The sequence below is a fragment of the Pleomorphomonas sp. PLEO genome, from assembly GCF_041320595.1.
In the GTDB taxonomy this organism is placed as follows: domain Bacteria; phylum Pseudomonadota; class Alphaproteobacteria; order Rhizobiales; family Pleomorphomonadaceae; genus Pleomorphomonas.
This window is the reverse complement of the sequence record NZ_CP166625.1, coordinates 2,908,756-2,927,867: the sequence shown is the minus strand read 5'-3', so window position 1 is coordinate 2,927,867 and position 19,112 is coordinate 2,908,756. Positions and strand designations below refer to the sequence as shown.

Annotated in this window: 19 protein-coding genes and 1 tRNA gene; 5 read left to right on the top strand and 15 right to left on the bottom strand. The window is 61.7% G+C overall.

The features are described 5' to 3' along the window. The first annotated feature begins 100 nt into the window (after positions 1–100). Positions 101–1,009: a LysR substrate-binding domain-containing protein gene (locus AB6N07_RS13610; RefSeq protein WP_370673629.1), complete on the top strand. Its 909-nt coding sequence runs from the start codon at positions 101–103 to the stop codon at positions 1,007–1,009. Positions 1,010–1,211: 202 nt separating this feature from the next. Here the strand turns inward: AB6N07_RS13610 and AB6N07_RS13605 are convergent. From AB6N07_RS13605 to AB6N07_RS13575, 7 genes are all read right to left on the bottom strand, one after another. Further along, a tRNA-Pro gene (locus AB6N07_RS13605) sits at positions 1,212–1,289 on the bottom strand. Positions 1,290–1,391: 102 nt separating this feature from the next. Beyond that, the gene (locus tag AB6N07_RS13600; protein ID WP_370673628.1) at positions 1,392–2,045 is read right to left on the bottom strand and encodes a MerR family transcriptional regulator; all 654 of its coding nucleotides are present in this window, start codon (positions 2,043–2,045) and stop codon (positions 1,392–1,394) included. A 181-nt stretch (positions 2,046–2,226) separates the two neighbouring features. Then, complete coding sequence (locus AB6N07_RS13595; RefSeq protein WP_370678237.1) at positions 2,227–2,547, bottom strand: integration host factor subunit alpha; 321 nt, start codon at positions 2,545–2,547, stop codon at positions 2,227–2,229. 150 nt (positions 2,548–2,697) lie between these two features. Further along, positions 2,698–3,669: a beta-ketoacyl-ACP synthase III gene (locus tag AB6N07_RS13590; protein WP_370673627.1), complete on the bottom strand. Its 972-nt coding sequence runs from the start codon at positions 3,667–3,669 to the stop codon at positions 2,698–2,700. Between the two features lie 2 nt (positions 3,670–3,671). Next, positions 3,672–4,736, bottom strand: a complete 1,065-nt coding sequence (gene plsX, locus AB6N07_RS13585) for a phosphate acyltransferase PlsX (RefSeq protein ID WP_370673626.1) — start codon at positions 4,734–4,736, stop codon at positions 3,672–3,674. Positions 4,737–4,854: 118 nt separating this feature from the next. Beyond that, a complete protein-coding gene (locus AB6N07_RS13580; RefSeq protein WP_370673625.1) occupies positions 4,855–5,397 on the bottom strand; it encodes a DUF177 domain-containing protein in 543 nt (180 codons plus the stop codon). Beyond that, positions 5,394–5,960 (bottom strand): ubiquinol-cytochrome C chaperone family protein, encoded by a 567-nt coding sequence (locus tag AB6N07_RS13575; protein WP_370673624.1) that lies wholly within the window; start codon positions 5,958–5,960, stop codon positions 5,394–5,396. The genes AB6N07_RS13580 and AB6N07_RS13575 overlap by 4 nt, the downstream gene beginning before the upstream one ends. 275 nt (positions 5,961–6,235) lie before the next feature. Between AB6N07_RS13575 and AB6N07_RS13570 the strand changes: the two genes are divergently transcribed. Next, positions 6,236–6,721: an outer membrane protein assembly factor BamE gene (locus AB6N07_RS13570; RefSeq protein WP_370673623.1), complete on the top strand. Its 486-nt coding sequence runs from the start codon at positions 6,236–6,238 to the stop codon at positions 6,719–6,721. Positions 6,722–6,777: 56 nt separating this feature from the next. Here AB6N07_RS13570 and rarD read toward each other — a convergent pair whose 3' ends face one another. From rarD to AB6N07_RS13540, 6 genes are all read right to left on the bottom strand, one after another. Further along, positions 6,778–7,695 (bottom strand): EamA family transporter RarD, encoded by a 918-nt coding sequence (gene rarD, locus AB6N07_RS13565; RefSeq protein WP_370673622.1) that lies wholly within the window; start codon positions 7,693–7,695, stop codon positions 6,778–6,780. 114 nt (positions 7,696–7,809) lie between these two features. Then, positions 7,810–9,948: a sodium-translocating pyrophosphatase gene (locus AB6N07_RS13560; RefSeq protein ID WP_370673621.1), complete on the bottom strand. Its 2,139-nt coding sequence runs from the start codon at positions 9,946–9,948 to the stop codon at positions 7,810–7,812. A 326-nt stretch (positions 9,949–10,274) separates the two neighbouring features. Beyond that, a complete protein-coding gene (locus tag AB6N07_RS13555) occupies positions 10,275–10,856 on the bottom strand; it encodes a YqaA family protein (RefSeq protein ID WP_370673620.1) in 582 nt (193 codons plus the stop codon). 169 nt (positions 10,857–11,025) lie between these two features. Next, positions 11,026–12,021 (bottom strand): thiamine-phosphate kinase, encoded by a 996-nt coding sequence (thiL, locus tag AB6N07_RS13550; RefSeq protein ID WP_370673619.1) that lies wholly within the window; start codon positions 12,019–12,021, stop codon positions 11,026–11,028. A 1-nt stretch (position 12,022) separates the two neighbouring features. Further along, positions 12,023–12,523 carry a transcription antitermination factor NusB gene (gene nusB / locus AB6N07_RS13545; protein ID WP_370673618.1) on the bottom strand — a complete coding sequence of 167 codons (501 nt, stop codon included), beginning with the start codon at positions 12,521–12,523 and terminating at the stop codon, positions 12,023–12,025. Positions 12,524–12,739: 216 nt separating this feature from the next. Beyond that, a complete protein-coding gene (locus tag AB6N07_RS13540) occupies positions 12,740–13,249 on the bottom strand; it encodes a ClbS/DfsB family four-helix bundle protein (RefSeq protein WP_370673617.1) in 510 nt (169 codons plus the stop codon). Between the two features lie 103 nt (positions 13,250–13,352). Between AB6N07_RS13540 and AB6N07_RS13535 the strand changes: the two genes are divergently transcribed. Beyond that, a complete protein-coding gene (locus AB6N07_RS13535; protein ID WP_370673616.1) occupies positions 13,353–14,000 on the top strand; it encodes a MarC family protein in 648 nt (215 codons plus the stop codon). 57 nt (positions 14,001–14,057) lie between these two features. Here the strand turns inward: AB6N07_RS13535 and AB6N07_RS13530 are convergent, their stop codons facing one another. Both AB6N07_RS13530 and AB6N07_RS13525 read right to left on the bottom strand, forming a co-directional pair. Then, positions 14,058–14,372, bottom strand: a complete 315-nt coding sequence (locus tag AB6N07_RS13530; protein WP_370673615.1) for a hypothetical protein — start codon at positions 14,370–14,372, stop codon at positions 14,058–14,060. A gap of 133 nt (positions 14,373–14,505) precedes the next feature. Next, positions 14,506–16,593 (bottom strand): molybdopterin oxidoreductase family protein, encoded by a 2,088-nt coding sequence (locus tag AB6N07_RS13525; protein ID WP_370673614.1) that lies wholly within the window; start codon positions 16,591–16,593, stop codon positions 14,506–14,508. Here AB6N07_RS13525 and AB6N07_RS13520 point away from each other — a divergent pair. Both AB6N07_RS13520 and AB6N07_RS13515 read left to right on the top strand, forming a co-directional pair. Then, positions 16,583–16,762: a hypothetical protein gene (locus AB6N07_RS13520; RefSeq protein ID WP_370673613.1), complete on the top strand. Its 180-nt coding sequence runs from the start codon at positions 16,583–16,585 to the stop codon at positions 16,760–16,762. The two genes, AB6N07_RS13525 and AB6N07_RS13520, sit on opposite strands and share 11 nt — an antisense overlap. Before the next feature lie 306 nt (positions 16,763–17,068). Further along, complete coding sequence (locus AB6N07_RS13515; RefSeq protein WP_370673612.1) at positions 17,069–19,078, top strand: methyl-accepting chemotaxis protein; 2,010 nt, start codon at positions 17,069–17,071, stop codon at positions 19,076–19,078. Positions 19,079–19,112 lie beyond the last annotated feature (34 nt).

Genomic DNA, 19,112 nt, shown 5'->3' with positions numbered 1-19,112 from the left:
CAATCCTCGTGGAAGTTTGACCCCGCAAGGAAAAGCATCCTGACAGCATTAATGTCTATATGTTATGAGGTTATCCTTATCATAACCGATGGGAATGATGATGGATATCGGCCTTGCATTGCGGGCATTCGTGAGGACGGTGGAACGTGGCTCAGTGACGGCGGCCGCCAAGGACCTGGCTGTCACCCAGCCAGCGGTCACCAAACATTTGCGGAATCTGGAAAGGCATGTCGGAGCTCGGCTGATCGAGCGTTCGACCAAAGCCGTGAGCCCGACAGCTCAAGGCCAGGCTCTCTATGAGGCAAGCCGGGCGGCACTGGCGACGATAGATGCGGCGCTGGAAGGTGTGCGTCATGACATGGGCGAGGTCGAGGGATTGCTTCGGCTTCATGCTCCATCCTGCATCGGATCGAGGCATCTGCATCCCATCGTGATGGCGTTCCAGCAGCAGCATCCGGCCGTTACCGTCGATCTGATTCTGGAAAATCGCGAGGTCGATCTGATCTACGAGAATTTTGACCTTGCCATAAAATATGGACGGCCTTCGGTTCAGGATCTGATCATTCGCCGTCTCGGAGCCATCCGGCGTATTCTAGTGGCATCTCCGGATTTGCTGCAAAAAACAGGACCAATAGATACTCCGGGACGACTGTCGGAGATCGGGGTCATAACCAGTGCCGCCTTGTTGTCGCCACGCGATATATTGACGCTTCAGGGAGCGGACGGATCGGTGGAGATTCTTGTCCGGCCAGTCATCCGCACCAACTCCGCCGACGTGATTTCGGCCACCCTATTGCGGGGGCACGCAGCTGGCCCTGTGCAGCAGCTCCTGGTGAATGAAGAACTTGCTTCAGGGGCGTTGATTCGCATCCTGCCCGAATATGAAGTCAAATCAACCGAAGCGTATTTCGCATACCCCTCAGTGCGCTTCATGAGGCCCGTGGTGAGAGCCTTTACAGATTTTGCTATTCCGAAGCTCCGGGCAATTGAGGGAATTGACGCGGCATAGCCCTCCGGATCGGAAATTTCAGAATTTTTACAAAGATAGCTCGCGATTGGTGAGGTGTGCCGCAGCCTTGCAGATTCTCTTCGCTTGCTCGCTTGCATTCGGAGCACAATACACGGAAAAGGAATGTGATAGGTCGACTTCTGGAATGCATATATCCAGCGGACAGCATCTCAATAGGACCGTCCAACATTGGGGGAATGGATGGTCGGGCAGAGAGGATTTGAACCTCCGACCCCGTGTCCCCCAGACACGTGCGCTAACCAGGCTGCGCTACTGCCCGTCCAATCATCGTCCAAACGTCTCCGCCGGACGGGAGGGATTTAGCCGGTTAGTTCCGGCGCGACAAGTGCTAATTTCGCCTCTCCCCTCGCAAGACGAATTCTCAGCGCGTCTGGTCGAGGAGACGCTTGCATTCTAGGAGCTCGAACAAGGTCGACTGCAGGCGCCGAATATCCTCGCGCGACAGTCCACCCGAGCCGGACTGCGCTGGCGCATGCTCGGATGGGCCGCGGAAGCGCTCCATGAAGCGGAAACCACTCCGGCTGACACTCTCCGGCAGGATGCCGGCCGGTAACGGCTCTTCCTCAACTTCCGGCGCGCGCACTGGCGACGGCTCCACGCGCGGTTCGGTGCGCGGCGAGGAACGAATGGGCTCAGGGGCGATTTCCGCCTCGAACTCATCGGCTTCGGAGCCTGAATCAACGGTGTCGGAATCATCTTCTTCGTTGAGACCGGCATTTGGCACCACCGGAATCGGCTCACCGGGATGGCGCCAGACCTCCATCACGAAACGGGCGCCCTGCTCCTTCAAGATGCGTTGAACGCCCTTGATTGTGTAGCCTTCGCCGTAGAGGAGATACTGGATGCCCCGCAGCAACTCGACATCGTCAGGGCGATAGTAACGGCGACCGCCGCCCCGTTTCATCGGTCGGATCTGGCTGAACTTGGTCTCCCAGAAACGCAAAACGTGCTGCGGAAGATCAAGCTCCTCCGCAACCTCACTGATCGTCCTGAAAGCGTCCGTTGCCTTTTCCACGCCGCCGCTCGACCCGATGCCCTACTCGGTCCTCAAAGACCGGAATCGCAATGCCTGTCACTATAAAAGCGACAAGCGCGAGAAGCCAAGCCCGATCTCGCAGCAGCGCGAAGATCGCCGGCTAATAAACTGTATTTCAATGGGATTCGTGGGCGGACCAACGGCCCGCCGAACCGATCGGTCAGTCGTCGCTTTCAACAGATGAAGCGTCGCCACCGTTGATTTCCGTCTTCAGCACGTTGCTTGGTTTGAACACCAAAACGCGCCGGGGAAGAATCGGAACTTCCTCGCCCGTCTTCGGATTTCGCCCAATTCGCTCCGTCTTTGAACGAACCGAGAACGTACCGAACGATGAAAGCTTCACCGTCTCGCCCGTTACCAGACAATCGGCGATCTCGCGCAGCACCGATTCGACAAGCTCAGCCGACTCGCTCCTCGAAAGACCGACCTTCTGGTACACGGCCTCGCAAAGATCGGCGCGGGTTACAGTTTTGCCCCCCATGGATCGCAAGCTCCCGTTGTTCCAGTCGACCGCGGATATGGCCGGCAGTCGATATCCCAAGACACAGGCGATGAACGTAGTGCCAGATACGGATGCGGTCAATCCATTTTTCGCGCAAGTCGTTCCAAACAAACAAAAAACCGTGGCGCACTACCAACGGAGAATGACAGCTCCCCAGGTAAGGCCACCACCGACCGCTTCGAACAGCACTACGTTGCCGGGCTGGACCTTGCCCGAGCGCACGGCAAAATCAAGCGCAAGCGGAATCGTCGCCGCCGAGGTATTGGCGTGCCCTTCAACAGTGATGATCGTCTTTTCCAAGGGTATGCCGAGCTTTTTCGCAGATCCCTCGATGATGCGCCGGTTGGCCTGGTGAGGAATGAACCAATCGATGCTGGTACCGTCAAAACCGGTCGCACCAAACACCGCTTTGATAACATCTCCAACACCGCCAATGGCGAACTTGAATACTTCCTGGCCATGCATGCGGACATGACCGGGAGCACCCGTCATTGATGGACCGCCATCGGTACACAGCTTGTCGACGTGGCGGCCGTCGGCCCTGAGGCTGGCGGCAAGCAGTCCGCGATCGGCAGACGTCCCCTCGCCTTCTTCCGTCCCAAGCACAACCGCGCCGGCACCATCGCCAAACAGTACGCACGTGGTGCGGTCGTTCCAGTCCAGAATGCGTGAGAAGGTATCGGCGCCGATCACCAGTGCCTTGCGGGCAAGGCCGGTGCGCAGCAGGCTGTCGGCAACGGTGAGCGCGTAGACAAAGCCCGAGCACACGGCCTGAAGGTCGAAGGCAAAGCCATGGGTAATGCCGAGCTTGCGCTGCACTTCCACGGCCGACGAGGGGAAAGTACGGTCAGGCGTTGCAGTGGCGAGCAACACCAAGTCGATTTCATCCACGTTGACGCCAGCGGCGGCCAGCGCGTTGGCGGCAGCGGCGGCGGCGAGGTCGGAGGTCATCTCGCCATCGGCGGCGATATGGCGCTCGCGAATGCCCGTGCGCTGAACGATCCAATCATCCGAAGTGTCGACCAACTCGGTGAGATCTTGGTTGGTCAGAACCTTAGCGGGCAGATAGCTTCCCGTGCCTAGAATGACGCTTCGGATCACGCTCAGCTTCCTTTCTCGCCGGCGGCGAGGCTTATCGCCGCCTGCTCCCGGTAATAATGTGCGAGGTCGGTCTCGATCTTGCTCATCAGGCCGTTGCGCGCCATGTCATAGCCAAGGTCGAGAGCGGCCGCGAAACCGAAGGCGTCGGTGCCACCGTGGCTCTTGATGACGATGCCGTTGAGCCCGAGGAAGACGCCGCCGTTATACTTGCGCGGATCCATCTTCTCTCTGAGCCCTTGGAAAGCGCCGCGCGCCAGGAAATAACCGACTCGCGTCAGCCAGGTGCGCGCCAGCGCCGTGCGCAGATAGCTTGTCATCTGCTTGGCCGTACCCTCGGCCGTCTTGAGGGCGATGTTGCCGGCGAAGCCTTCCGTCACGATGACGTCGACCCGGCCACGACCGATGTCGTCACCCTCGACAAAGCCGTCGTACTGAAGATTGGCGAGGGCCGTTTCCTTGAGGATCTGACCGGCCGCCCTCACTTCCTCGTTGCCTTTGACGTCCTCGACACCAACGTTGAGCAGCCCGACAGAAGCGATCTCTGTGTGAAACAGCGCGCGAGCCATGGCAGCGCCCATCACGGCAAAGCCGATCAATTGCTGCGCATCGGCGCCGATCGACGCGCCAACATCGAGCACGATCGATTCCGATTTGAGGTTGGGCCAGAGCGCCGCCAGAGCCGGCCGTTCGATGTTGGCCATGGTCCGAAGACAGAACTTCGACATGGCCATCAGCGCGCCGGTATTGCCGGCGGAGACGGCGAAATGCGCTTCGCCCTTCTTCACCGCTTCGATCGCCCGCCACATCGACGATTTCCACCGGCCATGGCGCAATGCGCTCGATGGCTTTTCGTCCATCGCAACGGTGATTTCGCAATGATGAAACCGGGAGGCTGCCTTGACCCTTGGATATTGCTCCAGCACGGGCAGCACCACCGCCTCGTCGCCGAACAGTTCATAGCGAAGATCCGGGCGCCGCGTCAGCAAGAGGTCAGCGCCGGCGAGCGTCACAGACGGCCCGAAGTCGCCGCCCATGACGTCGATGGATATGATAAGAGGGTCGGCCATGAATCCTCAAAAGCGCGGCAACCGCCGTAATTGATCGGGCGGGAAGATAACCATTCCCCCCCAGGAAACAATACCAAAATGCGCGCCCTCCGCGGTGGGAGCGGCGCGACCGCGGTTGTCACGGACGCTTGTCCTTCAGAGAGGCGAGGCCGGCGAACGGCGATTCCCCTTCGTCCTCACTGCCGTCGTCCTCAATAAAGGGCGTGAACTCAACGCCCTGCTTTCGCGGATAGGGATCGAGACCAACCGCGATAAACTCTGTGGTCAGCACACCGAGATCGACGGTAGAGCCAAGGATTGGCTCCGGCGGATCCTCGGCATCGACATCGACCTCGATCTCGTCATTGACCGGTTCGATCTCGTTTTCGGGCAAAAAGCGCAGGTCAACTATCTCGCTAACGCACTCGGGTACCGGGTCAAGGGTGACAACGCAGGCCTGTTCCACCTCCGCCCGCACCTCGCCAGTTATCTTGAAGCCGTTCTTGCGGAACGGCGCTACCGTAAACTCGGCCGAAGCGCTGACAACTTTGAGAATGCCGAGCGCTTCGGCAATGGCCTCGCATTCGGACGGGCTGGCGGCGAAGGCCACCGGCGTACCGCGCGGTTGCACGCGATCCCAGGCGAAGGGACGGGAAAAGGGGATATCGGCTTTTGCGGTCATGTCTCAAGATCCGAAATTGTAGGTTCGCCGACTGAAATGGAAGGCGACATCAACAAAGGCAAGGCTCCAGCAACCACGGCATCGACAGGAGCCTCAGCAAGGCGTCGGGCAAAGTCGCGGACATGGTCGGCGAGGCAGGCGACGTGTCGCGGATCGGCCGCGCCACCATACACATTGCGGGCAAGCGTGTCGGCCAGCTCAATGGGCCGATCGGAGACGAGCGCCGCCGCCGTCGCTTCCGCGCGGCCATAGAAGGCGCCAACCACCTTCTTGAGACGGCGCTTGAGACCGCTATCGTCATAACCGATCTCGCGCATCGTCCGCTCCATGTCATCGATGAACAGCTCGCTGAGGCCGCGCGCCGTTTCTCGCCCGGCGGCCTCCTGCGACAAGCGGTGGACGGCGAGACCGACGAACAGCATCAGCATCTCAAGCCGCCCCTCGACGCTGTCGGCAACCCCAAGTTCGACGTAGAACACCGGCTGCCGCGAAACTTGCATCAACTGCTCGTAGAGCGGTGTGACACGGGCAGATGCCTTTCGCCGGATGAGGCCGAACACCATAGTTTTGCCGTTTCCTTACCCGAAGACCAGTTCCGGCACGGTGATCGACAGGAAACCGTGCCGGGTGCACGAATTGACGTTGCCTCGTGACCTAGCGCAAGGTAACCAAGTTGCCAAGCGTGGAGTCAGACCAAAGCTTGGGGTCGCATCAGCGGCTTCCGGCGCGAAGCGAAAGCCGAGGGCCTGCTGTCCATAGGCGGCCAAGGCAAAAAAATACGGGACGATCGCTTTATGGTGATTGTTCTGGGTGTGGTTGGGAGTGCCGGGAGGCTCATGTGAAGTTTAGCCGGAGTGAACGCCCGTCGGGCATGATGTTTGGTCTGAAGGGCGTGGCAATTGCGCTGCTGACCGCCGTGTCCGTATCGGCCTGTGGTCTGCCGCCGGTCCAGCACGGTTACGTGCTTTCCGAAGAAGCGCTGGCGCAGGTACCGGTCGGTTCGTCGCGTGAGCAGGCGCTTCTGGTGCTCGGTTCGCCGTCTACGACCTCTGTCATGGCCGGCGATACCGCTTTCTACTACATCTCCCAGACCATCGACGAAAACCCGATCATGGGTCGCTCGATTACTGACCAGCGCGTACTTGCCATCTATTTCGACGACAAGGGCTTGGTCAAACAGATCGCCAACTACGGCCTGAAGGACGGTAAAGTGTTCGATTTCATCGAGCGCAAGACCCGGACCGGCGGTGCCGATCTCAATCTCATTGGCCAGATCTTCAAGGGTGTCGGCAACGTCAACCCGCTGGGCGACCTTCAGAAATAAGCCATCACGAGCCATCGACCAAGGGGCGCGGCACCAACCGCGCCCCTTTTTGCATTTCAGGGCTTGCGGCCGGAGAACATGGTGGCGGTATACACCACAAGCGCCGCCCAGATGAACATGAAGGCGACGAGCTTTCCGGTCGAGAACGGCTCGTGAAACACGAAGACGGCGGTGAGAAAGATCATCGACGGCGCGATGTACTGCATGAGTCCGATGGTCGAATAGCGCAGAAGCCGCGCGCCGAAGACGAACAGGATGAGCGGTACCGCCGTAACGAGGCCCGATGCGGCCAACAGGAGCGTATCGGAGCCGGTTGTTGTTGCCCCCGTGCCGGCAAAATGTCCGCTGCCCGTGGCCGCCAGCCAGCCGATATAGACCAGAGCCAGCGGCGAAATCAGCACCACTTCCAGAAGGAATCCCTGCGTCGGTCCGATTGGCAGTGTCTTCTTGAGATAACCGTAAATGCCAAAGGAAAGTGCCAGCGCCAGCGACACCCAAGGCAAGCCGCTGTTCTCCACCGTCATCAGGCCGACCCCGAAGATGGCCAGCGCCACGGCGAACATTTGCACCCGACTGAGTCGTTCACCGAGAAAGATCGTACCGAGCGCGACGTTAACCAGCGGGTTGATGAAATAACCCAGAGCCGATTCAAGCGCCCTGCCCGAGCCGATCGCCCAGACGTAGATCGCCCAGTTCACCGAGATCAGGCTGGCCGTGAGAAAACCCATAGCGATCATGCGCGGTTGCTTGAACACCGCCAGGAAGCTGCCAAAGCCCCCCTGCGCCGCAAGGATTGCCGCCGTGATCGGCACCGACCACAGCACGCGGTGCGCCACCACTTCGTAGGGTGAGATATGGGCGACAGCCTTCATATAGAAAGGCAGGAATCCCCAGAGAAGATAGGCCGTGAAGGCAAAGGCGAAGCCCCGGTAGCGGCCGGGACCGGCCGGCACGGCGGCTTGGGCGGTCGTCATGTTCATGATTCCAGACATTGGCCGGTGACACGCAACCGCGCCACCCGAAATGCCAAAGCGGCGGCCGGTTGCCCGACCGCCGCTTCGTTCAGTCGAAGTACTGACTTGGGTCTATCAGCTGTGAGCGAGAACCGCCAGCAGCAGCAGCGCCACGATGTTGGTGATCTTGATGGCCGGGTTGACGGCCGGACCAGCGGTGTCCTTGTATGGATCGCCGACGGTATCGCCCGTCACCGAAGCCTTGTGGGCGTCGGAACCCTTGAAGTGCTTGACGCCGTCCTTGTCGACAAAGCCGTCCTCAAAGCTCTTCTTGGCGTTGTCCCAGGCGCCGCCACCCGACGTCATCGAGATGGCGACGAACAGGCCGTTGACGATCACGCCGAGCAGCGAGGCACCGAGGGCGGCAAAGGCGTTGGCCTTCGAACCCGAGGCGAGCAGTACGCCGAAGTAGACGATCAGCGGCGACAGCACCGGCAAGAGCGACGGGATGATCATTTCCTTGATCGCCGCCTTGGTCAGCATGTCGACGGCACGGCCGTAGTCCGGGCGCTCGGTGCCGGCCATGATGCCCGGCTTTTCTTTGAACTGACGACGCACTTCCTCAACCACCGAGCCGGCAGCGCGGCCGACGGCGGTCATGGCAATGCCACCGAACAGATAGGGGATGAGGCCACCGAAGATCAGGCCAGCGACGACATAGGGGTTGGACAGCGACAGGTCGATATTGCCGATGCCCTGGAAATACGGCACGCCGCTTTCGGCGAAGTGCTTGATGTCGTTCGTATAGGCGGCAAACAGCACCAGCGCGCCGAGGCCGGCCGAACCGATGGCGTAGCCCTTGGTGACGGCCTTGGTGGTGTTGCCGACGGCGTCGAGCGCATCAGTGGTGTGACGCACGTCCTTGGGCAGACCGGCCATCTCGGCGATACCGCCGGCGTTGTCGGTGACCGGGCCGAAAGCGTCGAGCGCCACGATCATGCCGGCAAGGCCGAGCATGGTGGTGACGGCGATCGCCGTGCCGAACAGGCCGCCGAGCTGGTAGGTTGAGATGATGCCAGCGACGATGACCAGCGCCGGCAGAGCCGTCGATTCGAGCGAAACGGCGAGACCCTGGATGACGTTGGTGCCATGGCCAGTGACCGACGCCTGGGCGATCGACACCACCGGGCGCTTGCCGGTGCCGGTGTAGTATTCGGTGATCCAGACGATCAGGCCGGTGACGACCAGACCGAGGATGCCGCAGACGAACAGCTTGCTGCCGGTGAGCATCATGCCGTCGACGACGCCGATCTCACCCCAGCCGATAGTCGCCCACGTGGCGATGCCGAGACCGACGACCGACAGTAGCGACGAGGCCCAAAGCCCCTTGTAGAGGGCGCCCATGATCGAATTGTTGGCGCCGAGCTTCACGAAGAAGGTGCCGATGATCGAGGTGATGATGCAGGTGCCGCAGATCAGCAGCGGATAGAGCATCGCTTTAAGCAGAAGGGCCTGATCGGCAGCAAAGAAGATCGAGGCGAGCACCATGGTGGCAACCACGGTCACCGCGTAGGTCTCGAACAGGTCGGCGGCCATGCCGGCGCAGTCGCCGACGTTGTCACCGACATTGTCGGCGATGGTGGCCGGGTTGCGCGGATCATCCTCGGGGATACCAGCCTCGACCTTGCCGACGAGGTCAGCACCGACGTCGGCGCCCTTGGTGAAGATGCCGCCGCCGAGACGGGCGAAGATGGAGATCAGCGAGGCGCCGAAGCCGAGGGCGACCAGAGAGTCGATGACGACGCGATCATTGGGCGCATGGCCCATCGGGCCGGTCAGTACCCAGAAATAGACGGAGACGCCAAGAAGCGCCAGACCGGCCACCAGCATACCGGTGACGGCACCAGCCTTGAAGGCGATGTTGAGACCGCCAGCCAGCGACTGCATAGCAGCGGCGGCGGTGCGGACGTTGGCGCGAACCGAAACGTTCATGCCGATGAATCCGGCGAGGCCCGAAAGGACGGCACCGACCACGAAGCCGATGGCGACCGGCAGGCCGAGCAGCCACGCGATCACCACCAGGATGACCACGCCGACGATGCCGATCGTGGTGTACTGGCGCTTGAGATAGGCCTTAGCACCCTCAGCGACAGCCCCTGAGATTTCTTGCATGCGGGCGCTGCCCGCGTCCGATGCCATGACGGACTTTACCGCCCACACGCCATAGGCGAGGGACAAAAGTCCGCAGATGATCGTGATGTATAGAACGTCCATGATCCCTCCGCAGTGCCGGACACTCGAGGGCCCGGCCTTGGCGCCACGAACCGAAGGCGAACGCCCCATGGGAGCCATATGGATCCCGTGCCTGTTCGCCTTGGGAGCGACCCTCTTTTCTTCCGCCGCGCAGAAGGCGCCGACAAGCGACGACGATCCCGTTCTGCGGACAGATGCGAGGGCGGGATTACCGATAAAGGCTCGATTGGTGGCGTCAAGGCCGTGAAAGCCCGCAGCGGCCGATTTTGGCGGGGTTGTCCCCCGCTCGGGCCAAAACCACTGCTAGTTAAGCCGAGCAAATGCCCGAGCAGGAGCTAAACACGCCGTCACACGACGTAGCGGGCTGCAACGAATCCGCTGATGATGACGATCAGCAGGCCCCACATCACCACGTCGAGCCGCCGCTCGATGAAGTCGCGCACCGGCTCGCCAAACAGGCGCAGCAAGAAGGCGACGAGGAAAAAGCGAATACCCCGCGTGATGACGCAGAGCCCGACGAACAGCGGGAAGTTATAAGCGGCAAAGCCCGAGGCAATGGTGACCAGCTTGAAGGGGATGGGTGTCAGCCCCTTGATCAGAATAATCCACGCGCCGTAGTGGGCGTAGGCGGCTCGGAAATCGTCGAAACTCTGGCCGTAGCCATAGACCCGGATCAGCCAGGCACCGACGCTGTCGAACAGGAACAGGCCGATGGAATAACCAAGGACGGCGCCGCATACCGATGCGATGGTGCAGATCAGCGCATAGGTGAAAGCCTTGTCGCGGCGAGCCAGTACCATCGGCACCAGCATGACGTCGGGTGGAATGGGAAAGAACGAGCTTTCCGCGAAAGACACGGCGGCAAGCCATATGCCGGCCTTGGGACTGCCGGCCAGCGACATGGTCCAGTCGTAGAGTTTGCGGAACATCGGCCCTCCGGAAAATACAAAAGTTAGAGAAACAGCGCGGCAAAAATAATCGACGATCACCCATAAACGGGGCCCGTCGAGGTCTACCGGCTCACCTCCGACGACGCAAGCCGAACTCCTGCCTCGGCGTCAGCTTTATCTGAACGCTGCAACTTTCAGGCCGAGGCCTTCAGAAATGCCGGTAAGAGCCCGAGCCGAGATCGGCGAGCGCCGGATGGTCGCCGCGAACCGAAATCCCCTCGCCGACTCGCGTTTGGCCGATCGGCGTGGCGCCAACACCGGCCGCCTCCGCGGCGGCAAGAAAGGCGCCGACCTTCGTCTCGGGAATGGATAGCGCCAGTTCATAGTCGTCGCCACCGGTCAGCGCCACGGCGAGCAGACGCGGATCGGATGCCACCGCCGCCCGCGCAGCATCGGACATCGGCACGCGGTCGGCGTCGATATCGATGGCAACCCCAGAAGCCGCCGCCATCTTGGCGAGATCGCCGACGAGACCGTCGGAAATATCCATGCCGCCGGAAGCGCAGTCGGCGACCGCCGCCGCCAGCACCCCGCGCGGGCGAGGCAGCAAATAGCGATCGAGAAGGTGATCGCGATCGGCATCAGAGAGACCGAGTCGGGCTGAAAGCGCAGGATCGAGGCGCAACGCCAGACCGAGGGCCGCGTCACCGATCGTGCCGGTGACGACAATGATCTCGCCGGCCCGTGCGCCACCGCGCCGCACCATGCCACCCTCTTCCACCTCACCCATCGCCGTCACCGACAGCGTCAGGCCGGCCGGCGAACGCACCGTATCACCGCCATAGAGCGAGATGCCGTAGGTTGCCTGATCGGCCGCAAGGCCGGCACCCAAGGCATCGATCTGATCGATAGTGAAATCCTTCGGCAAGCCGAGCGCCAGAAGGTAACCGACCGGGACCGCCCCTTTGGCGGCGAGGTCGGAGAGATTGACGCGCAACGCCTTTCGCGCCACGGCGTCCCAGGGATCGTCGGCGAAGAAATGAACGCCGCTCACCACCTCGTCCTTGGTCAGCACGAGATCGCGGCCGGGACGCGGACGATAGAAGGCGGCGTCGTCGGTCAGCCCAAGCGCACCGTCGGCCGCCAGCGGCGCGAACACGCGGGCGATCAGCTCGAATTCACCGATGCTGCTCGCCGCAGTCATCTCACGCTCCCTCTTTGGGAAACTCGTCGGGCCGGATTTCGTGGGCGATACGATCGAGCACACCGTTGACGAGGCGCGGCTCGTCTTCTTCGAAGAAGGCCCTGGCGACGTCGATATATTCGGAGATGATCACTCGGCCGGGAACGTCGCCGCGCTTTAATAGTTCGTAGGCGCCGCAGCGCAGGATGGCACGCAGCGTCGCGTCGACACGCTTCAGCGGCCAATCCTCGACCAGCGCCGTATGCACCATGGGGTCGACCGTCCGCTGATCGGCGACGACTCCGCCGACGATGTCACGGAACCAGCCGGCATCGGCCTGCCGATACTCGAAGCCATCGAGTTCCTTGCCAAGCCGGAAAGCCTCGAACTCCTGAACCACCTCCAGGAGATCCCCGCCGCCAATCTCGAGCTGGTAAAGCGCCTGCACGGCGGCAAGGCGGGCAGCGCCACGCTGGTTGGCCGGGCGCGGCTCTGATCTGGCTCCGGATCGGTCGTCGGTCATGGTCCAAATGTCTCCCAGGCGCCGGGATCGACCGGAGCAGCCTCCGGGACCTCGTCCGCGCTGAATCGTCGTTTCAAAACGCCGCCTCGCCCCCACCGGAGCGATGCGAAAGGCACCGCCAAATGGCGGCTTGTCCTGATATTGCTGTGGCGGGGCAAAGACCACGGAACGACTGGTTTGTCCAGCGGAAAACGGCGCTTCCAGCGGGGGCGCGGATCAGGGAAGTCCCTTTTCCTTCTTCCAGCGGCGAAGACGCTTACGGGCGTTGTCGAACGGCGACGAGGTGTTCAATTGGATCATGCGACCGAAGGTGTAGGCCTCGTACCAGGGCTTGCCATAGAGGTCGTCATTTTCCGTCTCGGCGATGACATCGAGGATGCGGTCCTTGTCCGCGGCGAAGCGATCGAGCAGCGCCTGATAAGACAGATCGGCGTAGTCGGCGTAGAACTTTTGCGCCAGGCGGCCGAGCTCACTCCACTTGTAGCCGGTATCGGGGAAGTCCACCGGCTCGCCGGCGATCTTGCCCGCATGCCACTTCAACACCAGCTCGCACCAGCCAACGAGATAGGCAACGAGATCGTGCACGCTCATACGCGTGCCTTTGACATGCCCCTCGAGCGTCGGATCTCCGCTGAGCGCCTCCGGCACGCTATCAAGATCGGCACGGAGCTTCAGGTAATTGACGCGGATGGCGTCTGTAAGCTCGGTCTTGTTGGCGGGTATCACAACGTCTTTCCCTCACGATTCTGCCTGCGGGCCATCCGCCCCCTTCCTGCGCAGCCGCTTTTCTGTCAGAGCAACGGGCAACTTCGGAAACGGCGGACAAACCATGCCGATCGACTATATCCTCAATGCCTTCGCGACACTTTTTGTCACCATCGATCCGGTGGGGCTGGCACCGCTCGTGCTGGCATTGACGGCGGGTGCCCGCCCCGAAATGCGCCGCGCCATGGCCGTCCGCGCCTCGGTCATCGCCTTTTTAGTGCTGATCGCCTTCGCCTTCATCGGCGCCGGCGTTCTGACCTTCCTCGGGATTTCCATGCCGGCCTTCCGCATCGCCGGTGGCCTGCTGCTGTTCTGGATCGCTTTCGAGATGGTGTTCGAGAAGCCCAAATCGGGCGGTAGCGAAAAGGGCGGGCATGCTGATGTCGCCGTCGGGCACCCGCAACCGATCGGCGAGGACATCCGCCATCTCGCGGTATTCCCCATCGCCATTCCGTTCCTCGCCGGCCCCGGTGCCATCTCGGCAACCATTCTGTTGGCGGCCGACGCGCACGGTCCGCTGCTCATGGCAACGCTGGTGCTGATCATCGCGGCGATCATCGCGCTGTCGTTTGCCATCTTCCTGGCAGCCGACCGCATCGACCGCTACCTTGGCGACACCGGCCGCAACGTATTGACGCGTCTGCTAGGCGTGCTGTTGGCTTCGCTTGCCGTGCAGTTTGTTGCCGACGGCATCAAGGCGATCGTGGCGTAAGCACACAGGCCCGCCGGACGGCGTCCGGCGAGGCAGATCCGGTCTTGCGATCTGTGCTTATTTCTTTGCGAACGCGGCGGCGATGGCGGCGCGGATTGCCGTGTCTTGCTCGGCGGTAAACTTGGAACGGGACGGCGCGTCGAAGCTATTGCCCTCGAACTGCGTCATCGCCTGATCAGAGGCTTTGCGGCAGCGCTCGATCATGGAATTCCGATCGACACCCTCGACCCGATACTGCGTGTTGACGCAATAATCGACGAATTTGCGCGCTAGCGTTTCGCGGGAGATCGTGTCGGCGCTCGCCGGCAGAGCGCCCATCACACCCACCGTCAGAGCAACGGTGGCAACTACACCGGAAATGACCCGCATCATGACCTCGTTCCGAGAGAATCGCCGGGGCGCGCCGCGTGGCCCCCAACCGGCGGTGTATTAGGGCAACGTCGCTGGCTCCCGCAACCGGCTTCCACACGACACACCGCTTTCAGCCCAGTGTCTTGCACATTGGTCACAACTTTCTGAGCCAGACCTTCGTGTCATGGAAGGCGGCGCCACCGAACGGCGCAATTTCATCCGAGCCGGTCAGCGTATTGATGCCGGCGCCACCGCTGTGCGCTCGGTTGGCCCAGATGCCCTCGGCGATCACCACACCGACCTGCAACCCTTCGAACAACTCCGCGTTGAGCTTGACGTTGCCGCGATGATTGCCGATCACCACCGCCTCGCCGTCGGCAATCCCCAGCCGTGCTGCGTCGTCGGGCCGCACCTTCAGCGTCGGCCGCCCCTCGCGCCCCGCCGATGACGGCGTCTCGCCGAAGGACGTGTTGAGGAAATTGCGTGCCGGCGCCGTAACAAGGCGGAAAGGATGCGTCTCGTCGGCCTCTTCCACCACCGGCCAGTAGTCGGGCAGCGACGGCATATCCCGCCATGGCCCCATTGGCCCGATGTTGGACGACTTGACATTGGCCCAATCCGGCTTGAAGCGGAACTTGCCGTCCGGATAGGCAAAGCCGTTCACATAATGCGCCGTATCGAAATCGGGCTGCAGATCCAGGAAGCGCTTTTCCTCAAGTTCGGCAAGCGTACCGAGCCCCGAGTGCCGCAGCATCCAGTCGACATGCTCGCGCGCCGTCATGTGAAAGCCGGGATGCTCGGCGCCGAGGCGTTTGGCCAACTCGTTGACCACATAGATGTTCTCGCGCGGCCCTTCCTGCGGCTCAACGAGCTTCGGCCCGAACAGAATGCTCTGCTGCCCTCCGGCCTTGTAGATATCGTCGTGCTCCAGGAACATGGTGGCCGGCAGCACGATATCGGCGACCTTAGCCGTATCGGTCATGAACTGCTCGTGCACGCAGACGAACAGGTCGTCGCGCAAGAAACCGCGCCGTACCTTCTCCTGCTCCGGCGTTACCGTCATCGGGTTGCAGTTCTGGATGATCATCGCCTTTACCGGCGGTCCACCCTTTAGCGCTTCCGCCTCGCCAACCAGAACCGGACCGACACGAGAATGATCAAGGTGACGGACGCTTTGGTCCTCCACATCCTCGCCCTCGATCATCGTCTTGTCGAGGCGGTAGATGGCGCCGTTGTTGTGAAAGGCCCCTGCCCCTTCGCGCGGCCAGAGACCTAGCACGGTAGCGATCGATTGCGCCGCATGCATGGAAACGACGCCGTTGCGCGACCGTGTGAAGCCATAGCCAAGGCGGAAATACGTGCGCGGCGTCGTGCCAACCAGCTTGCCGAAGGCCTCGATCTCGGTGACCGACAGGCCGGTAATCGCCGCCGCCCATTCCGGTGTCCTGGATTGCAGGTGCGCTTCGAGGTCGGCTGGCACGTCGGCGTATTTTTCCATGTAGGCACGGTCGGCATAGCCGTCGCGGAAAGCGATATGCATGACGGCGCAGGCGAGCGCCGCGTCGGAGCCCGGCCTCAGCACCAGCCCCAAGTCGGCCTGCCGCACCGTCTCGGTCTCGTAGACATCGACGGCGACAATCTTGGCCCCTCGACTCTTTCTCGCACGAATGGCGTGGGTCATCACATTGACCTGCGTCGTCACCGCGTTGGTGCCCCAGATGACAACGCAATCGGACACGGCCATCTCGCGCGGATCCGGGCCGGCAAGAAGGCCGGTGCCGGCGATCCAGCCCGTCCAGGCCGGCGTCACGCAAATGGTGTCGTGGCTGCGCGAATATTTCTTGACGTGCCGGAGGCGCTCCAGGCTGTCGCGCTGCACCAAGCCCATGGTGCCGGCATATTTATAAGGCCAGACGCTTTCGGCGCCGAATTGGTGTTCGGCCGCGACAAAGGCATCGGCGACACGATCCAGCGCTTCCTCCCAGGAAATCTCCTGGAACCGTCCCTCCCCCTTGGCGCCGACATTGAGGAGCGGCTTCATCAGGCGATCGGGATGATAGAGCCGCTCGGCATAACGGCCGACCTTGGCGCAAATGACACCGGCCGTATAGCTGTTGTCCTGCGAGCCGCGCAGCCGGCCGACACGGCCGTCCGGCTTCAGCTCGACGTCGAGCGCGCATGTCGATGGGCAGTCGTGCGGACAGGCGGAATGGGCAAGGCCGGGGCGAAGCGTGACGTTCATGGCGAAGCGATCCGGTGGAAAACGGATCGACACGTTACAAGCTCAGCCCCCTGAGGTCGCGCTTTTTCTGAACCGTTTCCTCAAGTTCGATCCCGACTACCATCAGCCAAGCAAACAGATATTTCCCCAAGCAGACGCAACATACCTGCTGGTGGCGGAGCTGGAATGAAACCGCAAGAATACTTAGTCCACAGCAGGGAATAAGCTATCGCAGATTGCCAATGTTAAATTTGCTTTTATTTTTCGCGACTCGCGCGCAAAACGACGAGAAAAGAAGCATCAGGAGCGGCATTTTGCAACGCTATTTGCAGCGACGCTACAATAATAAGCCGAGAATGGCCCAATTAATGTGCAGAAATTCTATTTTAACCTGACTTAAACCCCACTCGAATCTCAACTCAACTTGAGTGTTTGGATTAGCCCACCGTTAAGCAACCAAAAGTCTAATAGGGCCAAAACAAACAGGGGATTTGGCATGTTGTTTCGTTCCAAGCCGGTTGGCTCGCGCCGCTCACGTGGCGGGCTTTCCATCCGCCTCAAAGTCGCCTCTCTCTCGCTCGTATGGCTGGCCGGGCTGACCGTCGTCTCCGGCACCGGCGGCTACGCCGTCATGTCCATGCGCTCACTGGAGACAACTTCGGCCGCCGCCGCCGATCTGTCATTGCTGTCCGAACGGACCCAGAGCTTAGCCAACAAGCTCGCCGCCAAGGAGCGACTGTTCATGGTCGCCCCGACACCTGACCGGGTGACCGAGATCGACGGGCTGATCGGCGAGACGCGAGCAACAATTCAACGCCTAGGCGAAGCAGCTGGCGTCGTCGGCACCGCAACGGCGGAAGCCGACCAGCTTGCAAAACTGCTCGACAAGATCGCCGGTCAGTTCGTCGAGGTAAAGAGCGGACAGGTGAAGCTCGGCTTCGGCAGCGACAGCGGTTTCAGCGGTGAAATGGAAACCGCCTTTCAGGCACTCCGCTCGGACGTCAACAAGGCCACGAAGAGCGGCCAGAACCCGGATACGGTACGGGTCGTTCAGGCCTTCGCCCAGCTCAACCAGGCACGCGCCGAATTCATGCTGAAGCATGACGAACTGAGCTCGGGCGCCTTCGATGCCGCCGTCGGCCGCTTCACTCGCGAACTCGACAAGACCCCACTCGCTCCGGAGCTCAAGGATGCGCTCAAGGCGCGGCTCACCGCTTATTCCTCGGCGTTCTCCTCCTATGTTGGGCTCTACGCCTCTTGGATTAAAGTCGCCGACCAGACCTCGCTGTCTTTTGACCTTGCCGAGCCGCTGACCACTGCCATCCAGCGCGCCGCCACCGATCTCAGCTCCTCAACGACACAAGCCTTCACCAGGGGCACCGAATTCGCGCTGGGGCTTATCTATATCATCGTGCCGATGACGCTTCTGGCCGGCGGCCTGATCAGCTGGCAAATCAGTCGATCGATCACCGGCCCGCTCGGGCGCATTCGCGCCACCATGGAAGTGCTGTCCCGTGGCGAGCAGGCCAGCGTCGCCGACACCGACCGTGCCGATGAAATCGGCGCGATGGCCCGAACGCTCGCAGTCTTCCAGACCAATCAGGAGGAAAAGGCCCGCCTCGAGGCCGGGCAGCGGGCCGATGCCCAAGAGCGACTTCACCGCCAGCAGGCTTTCGAAGCGGCGGTCCGTGACTTCCGGTCCGTCGCCGGCGAGCTCACCCATGCCGTCACCGACACCATGGCGGGCATGCAAAGCGCCGCCGGTGAACTGCTCGACGAGGCCGGCCGCACCCGGACCCAAGCCGAAAATGCCTCGACCGCATCACAGGGCGCATCGGAAAAGGTAACCGTCGTCGCCGGGGCTACCGAAGAACTTGCATCGTCCATCAGCGAGGTGGTGAGCCACGTCAGCCGCACGACCAGCGTCATCGGCGGCGCAACCGAAGGTGCCCGCCGGACCAACGAACAGGTCGCGGGCCTCGCCGATGCCGCAAGCCGCGTCGGACAAGTGGTGACGTTGATCCGTTCCATTGCCGAACAGACCAATCTTCTGGCCCTCAACGCCACGATCGAGGCGGCCCGCGCCGGCGACGCTGGCAGGGGGTTCGCCGTCGTTGCCGCCGAGGTGAAAGGTCTCTCGGACCAGACGTCTCGAGCCACCGAGCAAATCGCCTCCCAGATATCGGAGATGCAGGCATCGACCGCCGAGGCGGTGCAATCGATCCGGTCCATCGCCGCCACCATGGAAGAAGTGAACCGCGCAACGCTCGGCATCGCCTCGGCGGTGGAGCAGCAGGAGGCCTCCACCAACGAGATCAGCCGTAACGTCAACGATGCCTCCGGCAACACCGTCACCGTGTCCGAAAGCGTCGGCCATGTGGTCGAGGCGATCGGCAAGACCTCCGACACGGCCCGTCACGTCGAAAAGGCAGCGGAACTGGTGCTAAGCCAGACTCGCGATCTCGAGGAGGCGATCGACGAATTCCTGCAGCGCGTCGCGGTGTAAATCTAGCCGGCGGAGCTTGTGTCAAGCTTGGCTG

Coding starts and splice junctions, on each gene's coding strand:
- AB6N07_RS13515 (WP_370673612.1), top strand. CDS start 17,069: ATGTTGTTTCGTTCCAAGCCGGTTGGCTCGCGCCGCTCACGTGGCGGG.
- AB6N07_RS13595 (WP_370678237.1), bottom strand. CDS start 2,547: ATGGGGGGCAAAACTGTAACCCGCGCCGATCTTTGCGAGGCCGTGTAC.
- AB6N07_RS13580 (WP_370673625.1), bottom strand. CDS start 5,397: ATGACCGCAAAAGCCGATATCCCCTTTTCCCGTCCCTTCGCCTGGGAT.
- AB6N07_RS13555 (WP_370673620.1), bottom strand. CDS start 10,856: ATGTTCCGCAAACTCTACGACTGGACCATGTCGCTGGCCGGCAGTCCC.
- AB6N07_RS13560 (WP_370673621.1), bottom strand. CDS start 9,948: ATGGACGTTCTATACATCACGATCATCTGCGGACTTTTGTCCCTCGCC.
- plsX (WP_370673626.1), bottom strand. CDS start 4,736: ATGGCCGACCCTCTTATCATATCCATCGACGTCATGGGCGGCGACTTC.
- AB6N07_RS13525 (WP_370673614.1), bottom strand. CDS start 16,593: ATGAACGTCACGCTTCGCCCCGGCCTTGCCCATTCCGCCTGTCCGCAC.
- rarD (WP_370673622.1), bottom strand. CDS start 7,695: ATGACGACCGCCCAAGCCGCCGTGCCGGCCGGTCCCGGCCGCTACCGG.
- nusB (WP_370673618.1), bottom strand. CDS start 12,523: ATGACCGACGACCGATCCGGAGCCAGATCAGAGCCGCGCCCGGCCAAC.
- thiL (WP_370673619.1), bottom strand. CDS start 12,021: ATGACTGCGGCGAGCAGCATCGGTGAATTCGAGCTGATCGCCCGCGTG.
- AB6N07_RS13535 (WP_370673616.1), top strand. CDS start 13,353: ATGCCGATCGACTATATCCTCAATGCCTTCGCGACACTTTTTGTCACC.
- AB6N07_RS13610 (WP_370673629.1), top strand. CDS start 101: ATGGATATCGGCCTTGCATTGCGGGCATTCGTGAGGACGGTGGAACGT.
- AB6N07_RS13575 (WP_370673624.1), bottom strand. CDS start 5,960: ATGGTGTTCGGCCTCATCCGGCGAAAGGCATCTGCCCGTGTCACACCG.
- AB6N07_RS13530 (WP_370673615.1), bottom strand. CDS start 14,372: ATGATGCGGGTCATTTCCGGTGTAGTTGCCACCGTTGCTCTGACGGTG.